The sequence below is a fragment of the Paraburkholderia phymatum genome, from assembly GCF_040965635.1.
Lineage (GTDB): Bacteria > Pseudomonadota > Gammaproteobacteria > Burkholderiales > Burkholderiaceae > Paraburkholderia > Paraburkholderia phymatum_B.
Window position 1 is genome coordinate 519,908 of record NZ_JBFRCH010000003.1, and the last position, 20,644, is coordinate 540,551.

15 protein-coding genes are annotated in these 20,644 nt (G+C 63.3%); 8 read left to right on the forward strand and 7 right to left on the reverse strand.

The window, feature by feature from the left end; genetic code table 11:
• Position 1: 1 nt before the first annotated feature.
• From AB4Y32_RS08950 to AB4Y32_RS08970, 5 genes are read right to left on the reverse strand one after another with little or no spacing between them, the layout of a single operon-like run.
• Positions 2–1,921 (reverse strand): (Fe-S)-binding protein, encoded by a 1,920-nt coding sequence (locus tag AB4Y32_RS08950; RefSeq protein ID WP_368720968.1) that lies wholly within the window; start codon positions 1,919–1,921, stop codon positions 2–4.
• Between the two features lie 2 nt (positions 1,922–1,923).
• A complete protein-coding gene (locus tag AB4Y32_RS08955) occupies positions 1,924–3,987 on the reverse strand; it encodes an oxidoreductase (RefSeq protein WP_368720969.1) in 2,064 nt (687 codons plus the stop codon).
• A 52-nt stretch (positions 3,988–4,039) separates the two neighbouring features.
• Positions 4,040–4,573 carry a DUF5943 domain-containing protein gene (locus tag AB4Y32_RS08960; protein ID WP_368720970.1) on the reverse strand — a complete coding sequence of 178 codons (534 nt, stop codon included), beginning with the start codon at positions 4,571–4,573 and terminating at the stop codon, positions 4,040–4,042.
• A 28-nt stretch (positions 4,574–4,601) separates the two neighbouring features.
• On the reverse strand, positions 4,602–5,573 hold the full coding sequence (locus AB4Y32_RS08965; protein ID WP_368720971.1) for a dipeptidase: 972 nt from the start codon (positions 5,571–5,573) through the stop codon (positions 4,602–4,604).
• 34 nt (positions 5,574–5,607) lie between these two features.
• Positions 5,608–6,882 (reverse strand): serine hydroxymethyltransferase, encoded by a 1,275-nt coding sequence (locus AB4Y32_RS08970; RefSeq protein WP_368720972.1) that lies wholly within the window; start codon positions 6,880–6,882, stop codon positions 5,608–5,610.
• Positions 6,883–7,428: 546 nt separating this feature from the next.
• Here AB4Y32_RS08970 and AB4Y32_RS08975 point away from each other — a divergent pair.
• The 3 genes from AB4Y32_RS08975 to AB4Y32_RS08985 all read left to right on the forward strand — a co-directional run bounded on the left by AB4Y32_RS08975 (position 7,429) and on the right by AB4Y32_RS08985 (position 11,790).
• Positions 7,429–8,445, forward strand: a complete 1,017-nt coding sequence (locus tag AB4Y32_RS08975; RefSeq protein ID WP_087733763.1) for a GlxA family transcriptional regulator — start codon at positions 7,429–7,431, stop codon at positions 8,443–8,445.
• Between the two features lie 176 nt (positions 8,446–8,621).
• Positions 8,622–11,165: an adenosylcobalamin-dependent ribonucleoside-diphosphate reductase gene (locus AB4Y32_RS08980; RefSeq protein ID WP_368720973.1), complete on the forward strand. Its 2,544-nt coding sequence runs from the start codon at positions 8,622–8,624 to the stop codon at positions 11,163–11,165.
• Positions 11,166–11,268: 103 nt separating this feature from the next.
• Positions 11,269–11,790 carry a hypothetical protein gene (locus tag AB4Y32_RS08985; protein WP_368720974.1) on the forward strand — a complete coding sequence of 174 codons (522 nt, stop codon included), beginning with the start codon at positions 11,269–11,271 and terminating at the stop codon, positions 11,788–11,790.
• Positions 11,791–11,935: 145 nt separating this feature from the next.
• Here the strand turns inward: AB4Y32_RS08985 and fdhA are convergent, their stop codons facing one another.
• Positions 11,936–13,135, reverse strand: coding sequence for a formaldehyde dehydrogenase, glutathione-independent (fdhA, locus tag AB4Y32_RS08990; protein ID WP_368720975.1), 1,200 nt, complete (start codon positions 13,133–13,135; stop codon positions 11,936–11,938).
• A gap of 196 nt (positions 13,136–13,331) precedes the next feature.
• On the opposite strand from fdhA, the gene betI reads away from it, so the two are divergent.
• The 5 genes from betI (at position 13,332) to AB4Y32_RS09015 (ending at position 19,260) form a co-directional block, all read left to right on the forward strand.
• On the forward strand, positions 13,332–13,922 hold the full coding sequence (gene betI, locus AB4Y32_RS08995; RefSeq protein WP_368720976.1) for a transcriptional regulator BetI: 591 nt from the start codon (positions 13,332–13,334) through the stop codon (positions 13,920–13,922).
• Between the two features lie 53 nt (positions 13,923–13,975).
• On the forward strand, positions 13,976–15,445 hold the full coding sequence (betB, locus tag AB4Y32_RS09000) for a betaine-aldehyde dehydrogenase (protein ID WP_368720977.1): 1,470 nt from the start codon (positions 13,976–13,978) through the stop codon (positions 15,443–15,445).
• An 11-nt stretch (positions 15,446–15,456) separates the two neighbouring features.
• A complete protein-coding gene (gene betA / locus AB4Y32_RS09005; protein ID WP_368720978.1) occupies positions 15,457–17,175 on the forward strand; it encodes a choline dehydrogenase in 1,719 nt (572 codons plus the stop codon).
• A gap of 155 nt (positions 17,176–17,330) precedes the next feature.
• Positions 17,331–18,782 (forward strand): MFS transporter, encoded by a 1,452-nt coding sequence (locus AB4Y32_RS09010; protein ID WP_368720979.1) that lies wholly within the window; start codon positions 17,331–17,333, stop codon positions 18,780–18,782.
• Between the two features lie 277 nt (positions 18,783–19,059).
• On the forward strand, positions 19,060–19,260 hold the full coding sequence (locus tag AB4Y32_RS09015; protein ID WP_368720980.1) for a hypothetical protein: 201 nt from the start codon (positions 19,060–19,062) through the stop codon (positions 19,258–19,260).
• A 66-nt stretch (positions 19,261–19,326) separates the two neighbouring features.
• Here the strand turns inward: AB4Y32_RS09015 and AB4Y32_RS09020 are convergent, their stop codons facing one another.
• A complete protein-coding gene (locus tag AB4Y32_RS09020) occupies positions 19,327–20,580 on the reverse strand; it encodes a metallophosphoesterase (RefSeq protein ID WP_368720981.1) in 1,254 nt (417 codons plus the stop codon).
• Positions 20,581–20,644: the final 64 nt, after the last annotated feature.

Below are 20,644 nucleotides of genomic sequence, written 5' to 3' on the forward strand. Positions count from 1 at the left end.
TTCACTCCAGCGCTGCCGCAACGAGTTCGGCCACATCGAGCACTTCGGGACGCGGACCGACCACGCCTTCGAGCATCGCCGTGCAGTTCGGGCAGCCCACCGCGACCACTTCCGCGCCGATCGCACGCGCGTCGGCGATGCGGATATCGGGAATGCGCTGCTTGCCGGGGATGTCCGTCAGCGGCGCACCGCCGCCACCGCCGCAGCAACGTCCACGCTTGCCGTGCCGCTCCATCTCGACGACCTTGATGCCGATCGTCTTCAGCAACTGGCGCGGCGCTTCCGTCTCGCCGTTGTAGCGGCCCAGATAGCACGGATCGTGATACGTGATCTTCCTGTCGTTGAACGCATCGACGGCTTTCGTCGACAGCTTGCCGCTCGCGACCAGCTCCGCGAGGAACGTCGTGTGATGCAGCACGTCGTAGCGTCCGCCGAGCGCGCGGTATTCGTTGCGCAGGCTGTGCATCACGTGCGGATCGGCGGTGACGATGCGTTTGAAGTTCAGCGTCGACAACGTGCCCATCATCTGCTTTGCCATGCGCTGGAACGTGGCTTCATCGCCGAGACGCCGCGCGACGTCGCCCGTATCCGTCTCTTGTGCACCCAGCACCGCGTAGTCGACACCCGCCTTGTTCAGCACCTTGACGAGCGAGCGCAGCGTGCGCTGATAGCGCATGTCGAACGCGCCTTCGCCGGCAACGAGCAGCACATCGACAGGCTTGCCCGGCTGCGCGACAGGCGAGCTCAGATCGACCGACCAGTCGTAACGGGCCGCCTTGTCGTAGCCGCCCGCCGTGCCCGTCTCGCGCAGATTCGCGAGCACTTCGGGGCCCTTGCCCGGCACCGTGCCGTGCACGAGCGTCTGGTTGCGGCGCATGTCGACGATGGCATCGACGTGCTCGATCAGCATCGGGCATTCGTGCACGCAAGCACGGCACGTCGTGCACGACCACACCGTATCCGCTTCGATCAGGCTCGAGATGATCGGGCGCTGCGGCTCGCCGCCGTGCTGGCCAACCTTGATGCCGGGCGTCGGGCTGCCGGCATAAGCCGCGTCCGTGCCGCCGACCATGCCCGTCACGAGGTCCTGGATCAGCTTCTTCGGATTCAGCGGCTGGCCTGCGGCGAATGCCGGACATGCCGCTTCGCACTTGCCGCATTGCACGCACGCGTCAAAGCTCAGCAACTGGTTCCAGCGAAACTCGACGGGCTTGCCGACGCCATACTCGTTCTGTTCGAGCACGGGCGCTTTCAGTGCCGTCGGCGGAACGACCTGCTCCTTGCGCACGGCGCCTTCAGCAGCAAAGCGTTCTTGACGCGGATGAAACGCGAGATGCAGAAGACCCGCGAGCGCATGCTTCATCGGACCGCCGCGCGCCGCGCCGAACGTCATCGCGAACGCGCCCGCTGCGATCAGCAGCGCGAAGACGATCGCGAGCCCGCCCGACATCGCCGATGCCGGCAGCAGCGTGTACAGCAATAGGCCGAGCGCGAACGAACCGAGCAGCCACGGCAGCGTATTCCACGGACCACGCGACAGACGCGCGGGCACATCCTTCGCATGACGGCGCCGCCACACGAACACGGCGCCCACCAGCATGATCAGCGCGGCGACAAAAATCAGCCGGTCGAGCCACGGCGAATAGAGCGCGAGCCCGTAGTTGATGAAGACGAGCGCGAATGCCGCAATCGCGCCGCCTGCCGTGGCGATGTGCGTCTTTGCGATGTACGGATCGCGCGCCACGACATGATGCAGATCGACGAAATAGCGTTTCGGGATGGTCAGCAGATTGGTCCAGCCGAATGCACCGGCTGCCGTTGCCCGTCCGAGACGCCAGTAAGCCGCCCGTTTTGCGACCGCGAACGCAAGGCCGGCGACCGATACCCACAACAGCGCGGTAATGAGAAACGCCGGGCTCATCGTCAAAAGTCCTTGCAAAGGCGCAGCGCGTCGTAGATCGCGCCGTGGATGTTGTGCATCGAAATGCAATCGCCGACACGGAACAGCAGGAAGCGTCCGTTGCCGAGTTCTTCGGAGAGCGACGGCTGCGGCTCGGCTGCGAAGAGCTTTTGCACGTCGACCTGGCCGCGGTTCACCGACTCGGGCTTGAGCTTCCAGTACAGCGCGTCGTTCGGCGTGCTGCCGTTTTCGATCACGACCTGATCGACGGCGCGCTCTTCCTGTTCTTCCGTGTACTCGTTGCGGATCACGGCGATCTTCTTGCCGTCCTCTTCGTACACGCGATCGAGCCAGTAGTTCGGCGTATGGATCACGCCCAGCGCGTAGAGTCGCCGGTAGAAAATCGGGAACGTGGTGCCGCCGACATCGTCGGCCACCTTCACGTCGGGCGTCACGATCTCGACCTTCGAGCCGCGGCTCGCGATGAAGTCGGCGACACCCGCGCCCGCATGCGTGCTCACGCCGTCGTACACGAGCACGTTTTGCTTCGGCTCGACCTTGCCCGACAGGATGTCCCACGAACTGACGGCCAAGCCTTCGTCGACGCCCCATGCGGGCACCTGATGCGTGAAGCTGGAACCACCCGTCGCGAGCACGATGATGTCGGGCTTCTCGGCAAGAATCATCTTCTCGTCGGCTTCGACGCCCAGACGCCGGTCGACGCCCAGGCGCTTCGTTTCCATGTCGAACCAGCGCACGATGCCCGCCATCTGCTCGCGTTGCGGCGCCTTCGCGGCCAGCATGATCTGGCCGCCGACGGCATCGCTTTTCTCGAACAGCACGACATCGTGACCGCGCGAGCGCGCGACGCGCGCCGCTTCGAGTCCCGCCGGGCCCGCGCCGACCACCACGACCTTGCGGCGCGGCCCACGCGTCTTCTCGATCACGTGAGGCATCGTCGCTTCGCGCGAAGTCGCCGCGTTCTGCACGCACAGCACGTCGAGGCCGTTGTACTGGCGGTCGATGCAATAGTTCGCGCCGACGCACTGCTTGATTTCGTCTTCGCGGCCATCGCGAATCTTGATGACCATGTGCGGATCGGCGATCTGCGCGCGCGTCATGCCGACGAGATCGACCATGCCGTTCGCGAGCAGACGCTCCGCTTGCCCTGCGTCGCGAATGCTTTGCGCATGCATGATGGGCAGCTTCACGACCGATTTGATGCCCGCCGCGAGATGCACGAACGGCTCGGGCGGCAGCGCCATCGGCGGCATGCAGTTCGCGAGCGTGTTGTGCGTGTCCGCGCCCGAGCCGATCACGCCGATGTAATCGATCAGGCCCGTCTCCGCCATCGCCTGGGCGATTTCCTTCAACTGCTCGTGATCGAGGCCGTCTTCATGGAACTCATCGCCGCACATGCGCAGGCCGACGCAGAAGTCCTTGCCGACCGCTTCGCGCACGGCGTTCAGCACTTCGACGCCGAAGCGCAGACGGTTCTCGAGCGAGCCGCCCCATTCGTCCGTGCGGAAGTTGGTGCGCGGGCTCCAGAACTGATCGATCAGATGCTGGTGCGCGGCCGAAATCTCGATGCCGTCCATGCCCGAGTCCTTCACGCGCTTCGCAGCCGCCGCGAAGTCGCCGATGATGCGGCGAATCTCTTCCACTTCGATGATCTTCGCGTTGCCGCGATGCACGGGCTCGCGCACGCCGGAGGGCGTCATCAGATGCGGCCAGTGCTCGCCATGAAATGCGGAGCGGCGGCCCATGTGCGTTGCCTGAATCATGATCTTCGCGCCGTGCCGATGCATCGCTTCGGCGAGACGCGACAGCGGATCGATGATCTTGTCCGTCGACAGATTGACGGACTTCCACCAGCCCTGCGGACTGTCGATCGACACCGGGCTCGACCCGCCGCACACGGCGAGGCCGACACCGCCCTTGGCCTTTTCCTCGTAATAGCGGATATAGCGGTCGCCGGGCAAACCGCCCGGTTCGGCATAGACCTCAGCATGCGCGGTACTGACGATGCGATTGCGCAGTGTCAGCTGATTGAGCGTCAAAGGTTTGAACAGATTGGGGTAACGCATCGCAAGCGACCTCGGGCGGTGTTCGGTTCAGGCTGTATAAATGATCTGCAGCTTAGTGAGCGATCGGCGACACTTCGAATACGCAGTGATCGTGATGCTCGGCTGCGCACTGCACTTCTTTCGACTGCGCGCGCGGCGCGTCCTTGCCACCGTCGCGGGTGTCATTCACCCAGTCCATCGCGCCCGCGAACCAGCCGGCGAACATGTAGCAAAGCTTGCCTTCCTTGCCCGGCTGCGCGAGCACGAACGACGAGTGATGCAGTTCGATCTTCGCGCGCGCCGTCGACGGATCGGCTTCGACGATCTTGAAGATGCCCCAGCCGCGTTGCGACAGACGCTTCAGATAGTGCTCGAAAACGGCCATGCCGCTGATGCCATGCTGCTTCGCTTCCTTGTCGCACCAGTGATAAGCGGACTTGTAGCCGGCCTTGTAGAGAATTTCGGCGTAGACGTCGCGGCCGAGTGCTTCTTCGACGGCCGTGTGATTGTTCGTGAAGAAATGACGCGGCACGTACAGCATCGGCAGCGCGTCGGTGGTCCAGACGCCGGTGTTCGGATCGACATCGATGGGCAGTTGCGGTTGCATCGCGGGGTTCCTTGTTCTCTAGATTGATTTAGACGTTCCAGACTTCGCCGAAGAAGCGCATCCAGTTCTCGCCCATCACTTTCTTGATGCGGGACTCGCTCCAGCCCGCACGTTCCATCGCAGCCGTCAGGTTCGGGAATTCGCCGATCGTGCGGATGCCTTCGGGATTCACGACCTTGCCGAAGTTCGTCAGACGACGATAGCGGCCCTTGTCATGCGTGATCCAGTCGAAGAATTCGGTGCTGTAGCCCTGCGTGAAGTCCGTGCCGATACCGACCTTGTCTTCGCCGATCACATCGATCACATAGTCGATCGCTTCGAGATAATCGTCGACGGTCGCATCCGGGCCTTTCTTCAGGAACGGCGAGAACATCGTCACGCCGACGAAGCCGTTTGCATCGGCGATCTCTCTCAACTGCTCATCCGTCTTGTTGCGTGGGTGATCCTTGAGACCCGACGGGCAGCAGTGCGAGTACGTGACGGGCTTCTTCGAGCAGGCGATCGCATCGGACGAGGTCTTTGCACCGACGTGCGAGAGATCGACCAGGATGCCGACGCGGTTCATCTCCTGGATCACTTCGCGGCCATAGCCCGAGAGGCCGCCGTCCGCTTCATAGCAGCCGGTGCCGACGAGGTTCTGCGTGTTGTAGCAAAGCTGCACCACGTTCACGCCGAGTTCCTTGAACACTTCGATATAGCCGAGGTTGTCCTCGAACGCATACGAGTTCTGGAAGCCGAAAATGATGCCCGTCTTGTTCTCTTTCTTTGCGCGCAGGATGTCGTCGGTCGTGCGCACCAGCGTGAGGATCTCGCTGTACTCGCGGATCTGCTGCTTCATTTCCGCGATGTTGTCCACGGTCTTCTGAAAGTCTTCCCACACGGAGACCGTGCAGTTGACGGCCGTGACGCCGCCCTTTCTCATGTCCTCGAACACCGAGCGCTCGAACTTCGAAATGTTCAGGCCGTCGATGATGATGCTGCTGTCGTGCAGGTTGCTCATGCTTGACTCCGTAGCTGTGGGGTTTCGGGGCGGCTCAGTAGATCGGGAAGCGTTCGCACAGCGCGAAGATTTCCTTGCGCACGCGCTGCTCGGTTGCGGCATCGCCATCGGGATGCGAGCGCAGCGCGTCGAACACTTCGAGAATCAGGCGGCCGATATCGCGGAACTCGGCGACACCGAAGCCGCGCGTCGTGCCCGCCGGCGTGCCGAGTCGAATACCCGACGTGACCGTCGGCTTTTCCGTATCGAACGGAATGCCGTTCTTGTTGCAGGTGATGCCCGCGCGTTCCAGCGCCTGCTCGACCTGCGTGCCCTTCAAGCCCTTCGGCCGCAGATCGACGAGCAGCAGATGGTTGTCGGTGCCGCCCGTCACGAGATCGACGCCGCCTTCCTTCAGCACTTCGCCGAGCGCGCGCGCGTTGGCCAGCACGTTGTCGATATACGTCTTGAAGCTGTCTTCGAGCGCTTCGCCGAATGCGACCGCCTTGCCCGCGATCACGTGCATCAGCGGACCGCCTTGCAGGCCAGGGAACACAGCCGAATTGATCTTCTTCGCGATCTCTTCGTCGTTGGTGAGGACGAAGCCGCCGCGCGGGCCGCGCAGCGTCTTGTGCGTGGTCGACGTGACGACGTGCGCATGCTCGACGGGATTCGGATGACGGCCCGCCGCGATCACGCCCGCGATGTGCGCCATATCGACCATCAGCTTCGCACCGACGCTATCGGCGATCGCACGGAAGCGCGCGAAGTCGAGCACGCGCGGATAGGCGGAGAAGCCCGCGATGATCAGCGAAGGCTTGTGCTCGTGCGCGAGCTTTTCGATCTGGTCATAGTCGATGCGCATGGTCTCGCGGTTCACGCCGTACTGAACCGCGTCGAACCACTTGCCCGACAGCGCGGGCTTCGCGCCGTGCGTGAGGTGGCCGCCCGCGTCGAGCGACATGCCGAGGATCGTATCGCCAGGCTTGGCGAGCGCCAGCATCACCGAGCCGTTCGCCTGTGCGCCCGAATGCGGCTGCACGTTGGCGAAGCCTGCATTGAAGAGCTTCTTGATCCTTTCGATCGCGAGCGCTTCCACTTCATCGACGAACTCGCAGCCGCCGTAGTAGCGCTTGCCCGGATAACCTTCTGCGTACTTGTTCGTCAGCACCGAGCCTTGCGCTTCGAGCACCGCGCGCGACACAATGTTTTCCGATGCGATCAACTCGACCTGCGACTGCTGGCGTTCGAGTTCCTTGAGCACCGACTTGCGCACGGCTGCGTCGCGTTCGGCGAGGGTCTGCGAGAAGAAAGGGTTAGCGTTCGACATGGCGTCCGTTAGAAGTCCGTTGATGACTGGAAAGCGAAAAGAGTTGTGCGAGGCCGACTGTCCAATTCCGCGCTATCCCTTGACTGGACTGGCTTTGCACTACCTCCACCGACGGCTCTATTCTTGTCTTTCGCCCGATGCGTCAATTTACGATTTCAGACGCGTTCTTTACCTTTTCCGCCATACAGGTCCGTTTTGGACAAGTGATCGACCGTGCTAATTGGTCCGGGCAATTCGCCATATGGAAGTGGAGATAAAGTGGCGTTGAAGTTGCATTGAAGTTGTTTTAAGGCGTCGATTAAATGGTGCAATGCAGCGTTTTATCGGCGCCAAAGAGTACGAATAGCACCGCTCGCGAGCGCGACAGGCCCGCCCGCAGTGCGGGACATGCACAGCGGCAGTGCGCTTTGGCCAATGCACGGCGCAAAACCCGGTTCCAGCCAGGGTTTAGCCGTATGGCATGCTTGTTGCCCCCGATCTCAGAATAAGAAGGCCGAATTCCCCATCGGCTGCAATAAATCATCGAGCTGAAGGAACGCCCGAATCATGTCGCCCGATAGAACCGCGTCGTTATCGCACTTCGCGTTCATGCCACTGCCGAACTTCACGATGATCGCCTTCACGAATGCGATCGAAGTACTGCGCATGGCCAACTATCTGAGCGGACAGTCGCTCTACAGGTGGTCGATCATCAGCCCGAACGGCGGCCCGGTCACGGCAAGCAACGGTCTTTCAGTCGATACGGGTCCCGCCGAATGCATCGGCACGCCCGACATCGTGTTCGTCTGCGGCGGCATCGACGTGCAGCGCGAAACCACGCCCGAACATCTGTCGACGCTGCGCCGCTTCGCGCGTGCAGGCGTCGCGCTCGGCAGCCTGTGCACGGGCACGTATGCGCTCGCGAAGTCGGGACTGCTCGCGGGCTATGCGTGCGCGATTCACTGGGAGAACATGTCGGCGCTCAAGGAAGAGTTCCCCGACACGCGCTTCCTCAAGGAACTGTTCGTGATCGATCGCGACCGCGTCACGTGCACGGGCGGCGTCGCGCCGCTCGACATGATGCTGAACCTGATCGCCGCGCGTGTCGGCACGCCGCGCGTCACGCAGATCGCCGAGCAGTTCATCGTCGAGCACGTGCGCGACAACAGCGCTCAACAACGCATGCCGCTCGTTGCGCGACTCGGCTCGGCGAACAAGTCGCTGTTCGAAGTCATCGCGCTGATGGAGAACAACATCGAAGAGCCGCTGTCGCGCGAAGAACTCGCGCGGCTCGCGAACATGTCGCAACGGCAATTGCAGCGGCTCTTCCGCGAGCATCTCGGCATGACGCCGACGCACTATTACCTGACCTTGCGTCTGCGCCGCGCGCGCGAACTGCTGCTGCAGACCGACATGTCGATCATGCACATCACGATGGCGTGTGGCTTCCAGTCCGCATGCCATTTCAGCAAGAGCTATCGCGATGCGTTCGGCACTGCGCCCACGCGCGAACGCCGCAAGCAGGTTGCACCGCTCGCTCATCCCGTGATGAGCGGCCTCGCGACCCTTCCCGCGCACGCCTGAGCGCGTGCTTTCGCCGCAATCAATCCAGCGGGGCTTTGCGCTCGGGCAGGCATACGGCCTGCTCGCGCTTCGTGCTGTTTGCAGCATCCCGTTCGCTGCGCTATGGTGGGGCTCAACGCGGCGCGGCGTCGCGCGGTTCGCGCGCATCGCTGGAGCGCCGCCCTTCGAGGCTGCTCATGGCTGACACCGACAACGAACTCACTCCGCTCGATTCCACCTCCATCGCGCCGCAGCAATTCTCGCTCGACGTGCTGCTCGAAAAATACGCAAAGGGCGACGAACGCACGGCCGACGACGTGTACGAACGCGTCGCGCGCGGCGTCGCGATGGCCGAGCCCGAGGCGTTGCGTCCCGTCATCGAGGCCCGCTTCGCCGAGAACCTGAAGAACGGCGCACTCGGTGCCGGCCGCATCATGAGCGCGGCGGGCACGGGCATCGCGGCGACCCTGATCAACTGCTTCGTGCAGCCCGTGGGCGACAGCATCCAGGGCGTCGACGAGCAGGGTCTGCCGGGCATCTACGTCGCGTTGCTGCAGGCAGCCGAGACGATGCGGCGCGGCGGCGGCGTCGGCTATAACTTCTCGGCGATCCGGCCGCACGGCGCGCGCGTGAAGACGACCAGCTCGTCGGCATCCGGCCCGTGCAGCTATATCAACGTGTTCGACGCGTCGTGCCGCACCGTCGAAAGCGCGGGCTCGCGGCGCGGCGCGCAAATGGCCGTGCTCGACTGCACGCATCCCGATCTGCTCGAGTTCATCGAAGCCAAGCATTCGAAGGGCCGCTGGAACAACTTCAACGTGTCCGTCGCCGTCAGCGACGAATTCATGCGCGCCGTCGAAAGCGATCAGATGTGGCAGCTCGTGCATCGCGCCGAACCGTCGCCCGCGATGCGCGCGGCCAACGACGTGCATCAGCGCGAAGACGGCATGTGGGTCTACAGCGAGCGGCGCGCAAAAGAGATCTTCGATCGCATCATGCGGTCCACCTATGACATCGCGGAGCCCGGCATCGTCTTCATCTCGCGGATGAACGAGGACAACAATCTGCGCGCCGTCGAAACGATCCGCGCAACCAATCCTTGCGGCGAGCAGCCGCTGCCGCCTTATGGCTGCTGCAATCTCGGGCCGCTCAATCTCACGCGCTTCGTGATCGATCCGTTCGCGCAGCGGCACGGCGGCAAGCCGTCGTTCGACTGGGACGCGCTTGCCGAACGCACGCGCATTCACGTGCGCTTTCTCGACGACGTGCTCGACGTGACGCTGTGGCCGCTGACGCAGCAATACGACGAGTCGCGTGCGAAGCGGCGTATCGGTGTGGGCTTCACGGGCCTCGGCGATACGCTCGTGATGATGGGCTTGCGCTACAACTCGCAGGAAGGCCGCGACTTCGCGGTGCGCGTCGCGCGCCTGATGCGCGACGAAGCGTATCGCGCATCCGTCGAACTCGCGCGCGAGCGCGGCGCGTTTCCGCTCTTCAATGCGAAGCAATATCTGGAAGAAGGCACCTTCGCATCGCGTCTGCCCGACGACGTGAAGCAGTCGATCCGCAAGCACGGCATCCGCAACAGCCACCTGCTCTCCATCGCGCCGACGGGCACCGTCAGTCTCGCTTTCGCGGACAACGCGTCGAACGGCATCGAGCCCGCGTTCTCGTGGACGTATACGCGCATGAAGGTGATGGCTGACGGCAGCCGCGAGCAGTTCGCCGTCGAAGATCACGCGTACCGTCTTTATCGCGAGCTGGGCGGCGATATCGGCAGTCTGCCCGACTATTTCGTGAGCGCGCTGGAGATGTCGGCGCGCGATCATCTGGACATGATGGCCGCCGTGCAGCCATTCATCGACACGTCGATTTCGAAGACGGTCAACGTGCCCGCCGACTACCCGTTCGATGCGTTCGAAACCCTCTATTTCGACGCTTGGAAAAGCGGGCTCAAGGGCCTCGCGACGTATCGCCCGAACGAGACGCTGGGTGCCGTGCTGAGTGTGACGGCAGAGCCCGCGGCCACGCCCGCCGACGCGCTCGTCGAAATCGATCTCGACCCGCTGCGCATTGCCATCGACCATCGGCCCAAGGGCGAACTGCCCGCGATCATCGAGAAGATCGAGTACCTGACGGCGGCCGGCAAGAAGTCGCTGTACCTGGCCGTGTCGTTCATCGAGGTGACGGGGCGCGTAGGCGGCGAGGAAGTGACGATCGAACGGCCCATCGAGTTCTTCATTCCCGCCGGTCAACGCGACGAGTCGCAGCAATGGATCACGGCGACGATGCGTTCGCTGTCGCTCGCGGCCCGTGGCGGCTTTGTCGCGCGCAATCTGCAGGACCTGCGCAAGGTTTCATGGGATCGCGGCCAGGTGCGGCTCGGCGAAGTGCAGCGGCTCGACGGCCATCGCTCGCCGCGCTGGCACGATTCGGAAGTCGCGGCGCTCGCGTACGCGCTCCAGCAGATCCTGCACCGGCGCGGCTTTCTCGATGCCGAGGGCAATCAGGTGCCTTCGCGCCTGCTCGCACGCTTGCCGCGCGGCCAGGCGAATCCGAATGCGTCGAGCGCCGACAACACGCTCTCGTCCATTGAAGAGGGATCGGCGGAAGAGCGCGGCGTTCAGGCACTGCACACGATGCACGGCCGCACGTGCGGTAATTGCGGCGCGAATGCGGTGATCCGCAAGGACGGTTGCGACTTCTGCACGGCGTGCGGTGAAATCGGCGCATGCGGTTAAGCCGAAGAGAACCTGAGGGAACCGAAAAGGCATCGAAAGAACTAAAATGTAGTATCAATGTTTCGACGGGCAAGGCTTCCGCCTCGCCAGGATGATCGGTAGTGTGATCATTTCCGTTGTTTATTGGGTCCTATCCGCGACGCGCCGCAATCTCCGCAACCGGATTGCGGGTGCGTTGCTTCTTCTCGTCAGCGGCGCATTATTTGCCAAAGCCGTCGCCACTGATCACGCCCGTTTATTGCCCGAAAGAGAGCCTGCATCCATTCTTTTCTATTCGTATCCGCAGGTTCCGTCGACGGCCTATGCGCCGCAACGGCATCTGCATCGATACGTCGTGGCAAGCCCGTTGCATATGGGAACTGCGGCTTACGGGCTTTATAACCGGTACAGCATTGCGCCGGATAACGGGCGCGTCCGCTTTGGACAGCACCCGTCCGCACTCGATGGCCTTCACGCGGGCGAGGCGCCGGGTTCGCCTGTCTATGGGCTCACGCCCGATCCTCAAACCGATTCATCAGGTTCATCGGCCAACAACGACGAATGGAGCTTCAGAGCTAATCCGCTCTTGAACCTCAATCATTCGCACGAGAGAGGCGCGACGTTTTCTATTCGACACGACTTTTGAATTCAGTTGAAGTCGTCGCGCGCAAAGAAAAAAAGCTGCGTTCCCCGTAAAAGGGAAACGCAGCATCGTCCAAAACGGGACAGAGGAGACTTCGACCTGCTACCCGCTCGTTACAGGCGAACGCGCCTGCACGAACGCACCTGCACTACGCGGCCTTCAGCAAACCGTGCGGATCGATGACGAACTTGCGCGGCGCGCCGCCATCGAACTTGCGATAACCCTCTGGGGCCTCGTCCAGCGACACCACCGTCACGTTGACGATGTCCGCGATGGGGAGACGGTCCCACAGAATCGCCTGCATCAGGTTGCGGTTGTACTTCATCACGGGCGTCTGGCCCGTATGGAACGAATGCGACTTCGCCCAGCCGAGGCCGAGGCGGATGCTCAGGCTGCCTTTGCGCGCGGCGGCATCGACGGCGCCCGGATCGTCGGTGACGTACAGGCCCGGAATGCCGATCGCGCCCGCCGGCTTCGTGATATCCATCAGCGAGTTGAGCACCGTTGCGGGCGCCTCTTCACGCGAGCCGCTGGTGCCGTGGCCGTGCGCCTCGAAGCCCACGCAGTCCACCGCGCAATCCACTTCGGGCTTGCCGAGAATCTGCGCGATCTGCTCGCCGAGCGACGCGTCCTTCGACAGATTGACCGTTTCGAAGCCGACAGCGCGTGCGTGCGCGAGCCGCTCTTCATTCATGTCGCCGACGATCGTGCATGCCGCGCCCAGGATGCGCGCCGATGCAGCCGCCGCCATGCCGACAGGGCCCGCGCCCGCGACATACACCGTCGAGCCCGGCTTCACGCCCGCCATCACGGCGCCGTGGTAGCCCGTCGGCAGAATGTCCGACAGACATGTGAGGTCGCGAATCTTTTCCATCGCGCGATCACGATCGGGAAACTTCAGAAGATTGAAGTCCGCGTACGGCACCATCACGTATTCCGCCTGCCCGCCGATCCAGCCGCCCATGTCGACGTAGCCATACGCGCCGCCGGCACGCGCCGGATTCACGTTCAGGCACACGCCCGTATGCTGCTCCTTGCACGTCTGGCAACGGCCGCACGCGACGTTGAACGGCACGGAGACGAGATCGCCGATCTTCAGCGTCTCGACATCGCGGCCGATCTCGATTACTTCGCCCGTGATTTCGTGCCCTAAAACAAGGCCTATTTCGGCCGTCGTGCGCCCGCGCACCATGTGCTGGTCGGAGCCGCAAATATTCGTCGATACGACCTTGAGGATCACGCCGTGACCGATCGCGCGTCCGCGCGGATCGACCATTTTCGGGTAGTCGATCGGCCGCACTTCCACCTTGCCCTGCCCCAGATATACGACACCGCGATTGTTGCTCATCGTCTCGTCTCCATGTTGATCTGAATGCGCAAATGGCGCTGATTCGAGGTTAGTCCCTTTGCCCCGCCCACCAATGTTCAAAACGCGACACGCGTTTTCCTCAAACCGACAAAGCCGGATTGCCCTATTTTTCTTGATTGAACGTTCAATAAAAAAAGACTAGAGTGACGACTTTCAGCAAGCATCGCGAGACACCATGCCCAAAGTCGGAATGCGCGAAGTGCGTCGCGCGCAGCTGATCGACGCCACGCTGCTCACGATCGACCAGGCCGGACTGTCGGGCACGACGCTCGCGTCCGTCGCGCAGCGCGCGAACATTTCGACGGGCATCGTGAGCCACTATTTCGGCGACAAGGACGGGCTGCTCGAAGCCACGATGCGTCACATCCTGCGCGATCTGTGGGCCGCCACGACGCGGCGCCGCATCGCCGCGAAGCCGCAGCCGCGCGCGCGTCTGCGCGCGATCGTCGCGGCGAATTTCGATGTATCGCAGGTGAGCGGCCCCGTGATGAAGACGTGGCTCGCGTTCTGGACCGAGAGCATGCACGAGCCCGCGCTGCGCCGCTTGCAGCGCGTGAACACGCGTCGCCTCTATTCGAACCTGTGCGCGGAGTTCGCGAAGGCGTTGCCGCGCGCGCCCGCGCGGCGCGCTGCCAGCGGCCTCGCGGCGATGATCGACGGGCTGTGGCTGCGCGGCGCGTTGTCGGGCGATCCGTTCGACACGAAAGCGGCGCTGCGCCTCGCCAACGACTACATCGACTTGCTGCTCGCGCGCAACGGCTCATAAAGCGCACGCACAGTGCTGCACCACGAACACCCGCATTTCAAGGAGAAACCCAGATGCCCGTCTATGGCCTGCAACGTCTCTACATCGGCGGCGAATATGTCGACGCCACGAGCGGCCTCACCTTCGACACGCTCGATCCCGCCACAGGCGAAACACTCGCGACCGTGCAGCAAGCAAGCGTCGCCGACATCGAGCGCGCCGTGCAATCAGCGCGCGAAGGCCAGCGCGCATGGGCCGCGATGACGGCGATGCAGCGCTCGCGCATCCTGCGCCGCGCGGTAGACCTGCTGCGCGAACGCAACGACGAGCTCGCCGAACTCGAAATGCGCGACACGGGCAAGCCGATTGCGGAAACACGCGCGGTCGACATCGTGACGGGTGCGGACGTGATCGAGTATTACGCGGGCCTCGCTACAGCCATCGAAGGCCAGCAGATTCCACTGCGCGCCGAATCGTTCGTCTATACGCGGCGTGAACCGCTTGGCGTCACGGCGGGCATCGGCGCATGGAACTATCCGATCCAGATCGCGTGCTGGAAGTCCGCGCCCGCGCTCGCGGCCGGCAACGCGATGATCTTCAAGCCGAGCGAGGTCACGCCGCTCTCCGCGTCGAAGCTCGCGGAAATCTATCTGGAAGCGGGCGTGCCGCCCGGCGTGTTCAACGTCGTGCAAGGCGACGGACGCGTCGGCGTGATGCTGGGCGCGCATCCCGGCATCGCGAAGATCTCGTTCACGGGCGGCGTCGAGACGGGCAAGAAAGTGATGTCGATGGCGGGCGCTTCGTCGCTGAAGGAAGTGACGATGGAACTCGGCGGCAAGTCGCCGCTGATCGTCTTCGACGATGCGGACCTCGACCGCGCCGCCGATATCGCCGTGACGGCCAACTTCTTCAGCGCGGGACAGGTGTGCACGAACGGCACGCGCGTGTTCGTGCATCAGTCGGTGCAGCAGGCATTCGAAGAGCGCGTGATCGAACGCGTGAAGCGCATCCGCATCGGCAAGCCGTCGGACCCGTCGACGAATTTCGGACCGCTCGCGAGTGCTGCGCAACTGGACAAGGTGCTGGGGTACATCGAGAGCGGCAAGCAGGAAGGCGCGCGGCTCGTGCTGGGCGGCACCCGCATCACGGACGGCGACTACGCGTACGGCCAGTACGTGCAGCCGACCGTGTTCTCGAACTGCCGCGACGGCATGAAGATCGTGCGCGAAGAGATCTTCGGCCCGGTGATGAGCATTCTGACCTTCGTCGACGAGGACGACGTGATCGCGCGCGCGAACGACACGATCTACGGTCTCGCAGCGGGTGTCGTCACCGAGAACCTGTCGCGCGCGCATCGTGTGATTCATCGGCTCGAAGCGGGCATCTGCTGGATCAACACATGGGGCGAATCGCCCGCCGAAATGCCCGTGGGCGGCTATAAGCAATCGGGCGTGGGCCGCGAGAACGGCATCACGACACTCGAGCATTACACGCGCATCAAGTCCATCCAGGTCGAACTGGGCCCATATCAGCCCGTGTTTTGAGGGAGCGCAGCATGGCAGCGAAAGAGTACGACTACATCATCATCGGCGCGGGATCGGCGGGCAACGTGCTCGCGACGCGTCTGACGGAAGACCGGGACGTGACCGTGCTGCTGCTCGAAGCGGGCGGCCCCGACTATCGTTTCGACTTTCGCACGCAGATGCCCGCTGCGCTCGCGTATCCGTTGCAGGGACGCCGCTACAACTGGGCCTATGAAACGGACCCCGAGCCGTTCATGAACAATCGACGCATGGAATGCGGACGCGGCAAGGGCCTGGGCGGCTCGTCGCTGATCAACGGCATGTGCTATATCCGCGGCAATGCGCTCGACTACGACGGCTGGGCCGAAAGAAAAGGCCTTGAAAACTGGGCCTATCTGGATTGCCTGCCGTATTTCCGCAAGGCCGAGACGCGCGATGTCGGCGCGAACGACTATCACGGCGGCGACGGCCCCGTGCATGTGACGACCAGCAAGCCTGGTGTGAATCCCCTCTTCGAAGCGATGATCGAAGCGGGCGTGCAGGCCGGCTATCCGCGCACCGACGATCTCAACGGCTATCGGCAGGAAGGCTTCGGCCCGATGGACCGCACGGTGACGGCGAGCGGCCGCCGCGCCAGCACCGCGCGCGGCTACCTGGATCAGGCGAAGCAGCGCGCGAACCTCACGATCGTCACGCACGCAACCACCGACCGAATTCTCTTCAGCGGCAGGCGTGCGCAAGGCGTCGTGTATCTGGACGGTCAGGCGCAGATCACCGCGCATGCGCGCCGCGAAGTGCTGCTCTGTAGCGGCGCGATTGCGTCGCCGCAGATCCTGCAACGCTCGGGCGTCGGCCCCGGCGCGTGGCTGCGCGAATTCGACATTCCCGTCGTGCTCGATTTGCCCGGCGTGGGCCAGAACTTGCAGGATCACCTCGAGATGTACATGCAGTACGAGTGCAAGGAGCCCGTGTCGCTCTACCCGGCGCTGCTGCTGCGCAATCAGCCTGCGATCGGTATCGAATGGATGCTGAAGGGCACGGGCATCGGCGCGAGCAATCACTTCGAAGCAGGCGGCTTCATTCGCACGCGCGACGACGACCCGTGGCCGAACATCCAGTATCATTTCCTGCCCGTCGCGATCAACTACAACGGCACGAACGCGATCAAGATGCACGGCTTCCAGGCGCACGTCGGCTCGATGCGTTCGCCGAGCCGCGGCCGCGTGAAGCTGCGCTCGCGCGATCCGCGCGAGCATCCGTCAATTCTCTTCAACTACATGGCGGAAGCGCTCGACTGGCGCGAGTTCCGCGACGCGATCCGCATCACGCGCGAGATCATCGCGCAACCGGCACTCGACCGCTTTCGCGGCCGCGAGCTGAGTCCCGGCGCTGAGCTGCAAACCGATGCGCAGATCGACGCGTTCGTGCGTGCGCGCGCGGAGACTGCGTACCATCCGTCGTGCTCGTGCGCGATGGGCTACGACGACATGGCCGTCGTCGATAGCGAAGGACGCGTGCACGGTCTCGAAGGCTTGCGAGTCGTCGACGCATCGATCATGCCGCGCATCACGACGGGCAACCTGAATGCGCCCACCATCATGCTCGCTGAAAAAATCGCCGATCGCATTCGTGGACGCCAGCCGCTCGCGCGCTCGACTGCGCCCTACTATGTGGCGAACGGCGCACCGGCGCGTGGCGCGCATATCGTTGCGCATGCACAGGCACGGAGCATGGCAACGCAAACGCATTGACGGGCATTGACGGGCCGTGTGCGTCATCCGCCGATGACGCACACGTTCCACTGCAATGCCGAATCTGTTCTATATGACGGATTAATGGCGGCGTCTACTGAAGCGGGCCGGAGCAACAGAACACCGGCCTCTTCCTTCATCCATTCGAGGATGCCATGCCGACCAACGCTTCTTCATCCGTCTCTTTCTCTTCGCCCACGAAAAGGCCCAGCGCCGCCGCGCGTCTCGAACGCCTGCCTTTCTCGGGCTATCACCGCACCATCTTCATCATCATCGCGATCGCGTTCTTTTTCGACTCCGTCGATCTGGGCACGATGACCTTCGTACTAGGCTCGATCAAGACCGAGTTCGGGCTGTCGAGCGCGACGGCCGGGCTGGTCGCAAGCGCGAGCTTCTTCGGCATGGTGCTGGGCGCCGCCGTCGCGGGCCTGTTCGCCGATCGCTTCGGGCGCCGGCCCGTGTTCCAGTGGAGCATGGTGCTGTGGGGTCTCGCATCGTATCTGTGTTCGACGGCGCAAAGCGTCGACGCGTTGATCGTGTATCGCGTGCTGCTCGGCATCGGCATGGGGATGGAGTTCCCGATCGCGCAGACGCTTCTCTCCGAGTTCGTGCCGACGGCTTCGCGTGGACGTCTCGTCGCGCTGATGGACGGCTTCTGGCCATTGGGCTTCATCGCGGCCGGCTGCGTGTCGTTCCTGGTGCTGCCGCAATTCGGCTGGCGCACGGTGTTCGCGTTGCTCGCGATTCCCGCCGTCTTCGTGCTGATCGTGCGCCGCATCGTGCCCGAGTCGCCGCGCTGGCTCGAACATCGCGGACGCGACGCGCAAGCCGATGCCGTGCTTGAACAGATCGAAGCGAAGGTGATGAAGTCGAAAGGCATCCGCTCGCTGCCCGCGCCGTCGATGCGCGCTGATCCCGCACCGCGTTCGAAGCACGGCGCGTTTCGCGAGATCTGGAGCGCGGCGTACCGCCAGCGCACGATCATGGTCTGGGCGCTGTGGTTCTTCGCGCTGCTCGGCTTTTATGGCCTCACGTCGTGGCTCGGCGCATTGATGCAGCAGGCAGGCTTCGCCGTGACGAAATCGGTGCTCTATACGGTGCTCATTTCGCTGGGCGGCGTGCCCGGCTTTCTGTGCGCCGCATGGCTCGTCGAACGCTGGGGCCGCAAGCCGACCTGTATCGCGTCGCTGGCGGGCGGTGGCATCATGGCCTATCTGTACGGACAGACGGCGCTGCACGCGGACAGCGTGACGCTGCTGATCTGCACGGGCCTCGCGATGCAGTTCTTCCTGTTCGGCATGTGGGCCGCGCTCTATACCTACACGCCCGAACTGTACGGCACGGGCGCGCGGGCCACGGGTTCGGGCTTCGCGTCGGCGATCGGCCGTGTCGGCTCGCTGATCGGTCCCTATGCAGTCGGCGTCGTGCTGCCCATCTTCGGACAAGGCGGCGTGTTCACGCTCGGCGCGCTGTCGTTCGGTGTCGCGGCGCTCGCCGTGTGGGTGATGGGCATCGAGACAAAGGGCCTGTCGCTCGAAACGCTCGTGTCACAGGTCGATGACGACGCAGCCGACGACTATCGCGTCGCCGTCGACGACGCCCGCTGATCTCCGGATTCAAGTCGCCCGCGCGTATCGTCAAACGTCAGCGCGCTTTCCGTTTGCTGTATCGGGCTTACCCGCGCGTAAGCCTGTTACAGGCCGGGCGCCATCTTTCGAGCCGTGTTCCGCGAATGATCTCGCGCGCATGCGCAAGCTGCGTCCTTTCACGATCGTCAAACGTGTAACGGCGTAACGTGATGAAACACATCCGTAGTCAAACTGTAGCGGTGCCCCACTAGCATGTGCGGGACTGAACGCTCACTCGACTATGGAGGTGTCCCCGATGTTGAGCCCTCACGAAATCGCGACGCTCATGCTCTTGAATAGCAATGAACACCGCCTCGAATCGCTCGAACCCGATGTGCTCGCTTTGCGTCATTACGAACTCGTCGAAGTGCGCGATCGCGGCGGCACCACAGCGTTGCAGATCAGCGCGCGCGGCCGCGATCTGCTCAAACGTCTAGGGATGGATGCGGGTCACTGAATGCCGCCCATCGCGGCCGACGTCAAACCCGCGCGACGGCACGCGATCCGATGTTACGGCAGCGGACTACCGCCGATGCGGGTCAGCTGTATCGGCAACTGGATGCCCGTCGTTCACGAAGGTGTGCAGGCTCATGCGCACTGTGATGTGCATGCCGCCCGATGCAAACGACGTCAACGGCTCCTGTTTGGGCTGAGTCTCGGGCGCGAGTTGTGGCGCGTCATCCGCACTCTCATGCTCGATGACGGGACTTGCAGCGGCCGTCGTCGCCGGACTCGCCGCGGCAGCGGCGCTCTCCGCCGTCAAGGGCGGCTCGGCCGCCACGGGTGCCGCTTCAGCTTCAACCGAGTCTTTTTCAGCCACGGGCTCGGGTGCGAGCCCAGGATTGCGTCGAATCAAACGCTCCGACACCGCAGGCTCATGACGAACCGGCTCTTCATGAACCGGCTCCTCATGAGCACGCTCTGCATGAGCCGGTTCCTTATGTACGGGCTCTTGTCGAACAGCCTCTGTTGCACCAATGGACGAACGGTCGAACACTTCGACCCACCGTGGCACATCCGCGAGATCCATGATCGTGAGCTTGCCGCCGTATACGGCGCCCGTGTCGATATTGATCACGTTGTCTTTCGCGGTGACGCCGGACACAGGCGTATGGCCGACGATCACGGCCGTCACGTTGTCGACGTGCCCCGTCGCATGCGTGTACGAGCGCACGCTGCGCTTCGCCCTGTCGAGCAGTCCTCGCAACGTGCTGCGCGAAGGCTCGCGATGCGGCTGATACGTCTTCCAGCGCGTGCGCGCCCAGATAGCTTTGCGGCGCATCGATCCATTGGGCGACTCGCGTTCGATTTCGCGCACGAACGTCGCCCAGTCCGACGTGGGCGAGTCCGCGTGCACGATGCCGACGATGCCGTGTTCCGTTTCGATTTCGATCACATACGGCAGCGACGCCATGTAATCGGCGATGCGGTCGACCCAGTCCATGTCCTCGGCGCGATCGAGCAGCCAGTTCGCGCCGTTGCCCAGCAGCGAGAGCGCCTGCTCTTCGCCGTGATGCCAGCGCACGATGACATCTTCGTGGTTGCCCTTTACGGACTTGATGCGATAGCGCTCGACAGCTTCCAGCACGCAATCGGATTCCGGCCCCCGGTCGACCAGGTCGCCGACGGCAAAAAGCCGATCACGCCGCGGGTCGAAATGGCGGGCTTCGAGTTCCGCGCGCAATTGCCCGAAGCAGCCATGAATGTCGCCCACGACGAAGTCACGACCTGAGTCATTACGCGGATAACGGATAACGGCGCGATAGGGCTCTTTCATGGCTCACAGTGAACGAAATAACGACGAAATACATTGGTGAATCCCGCAATAAAGCGGCATAAGA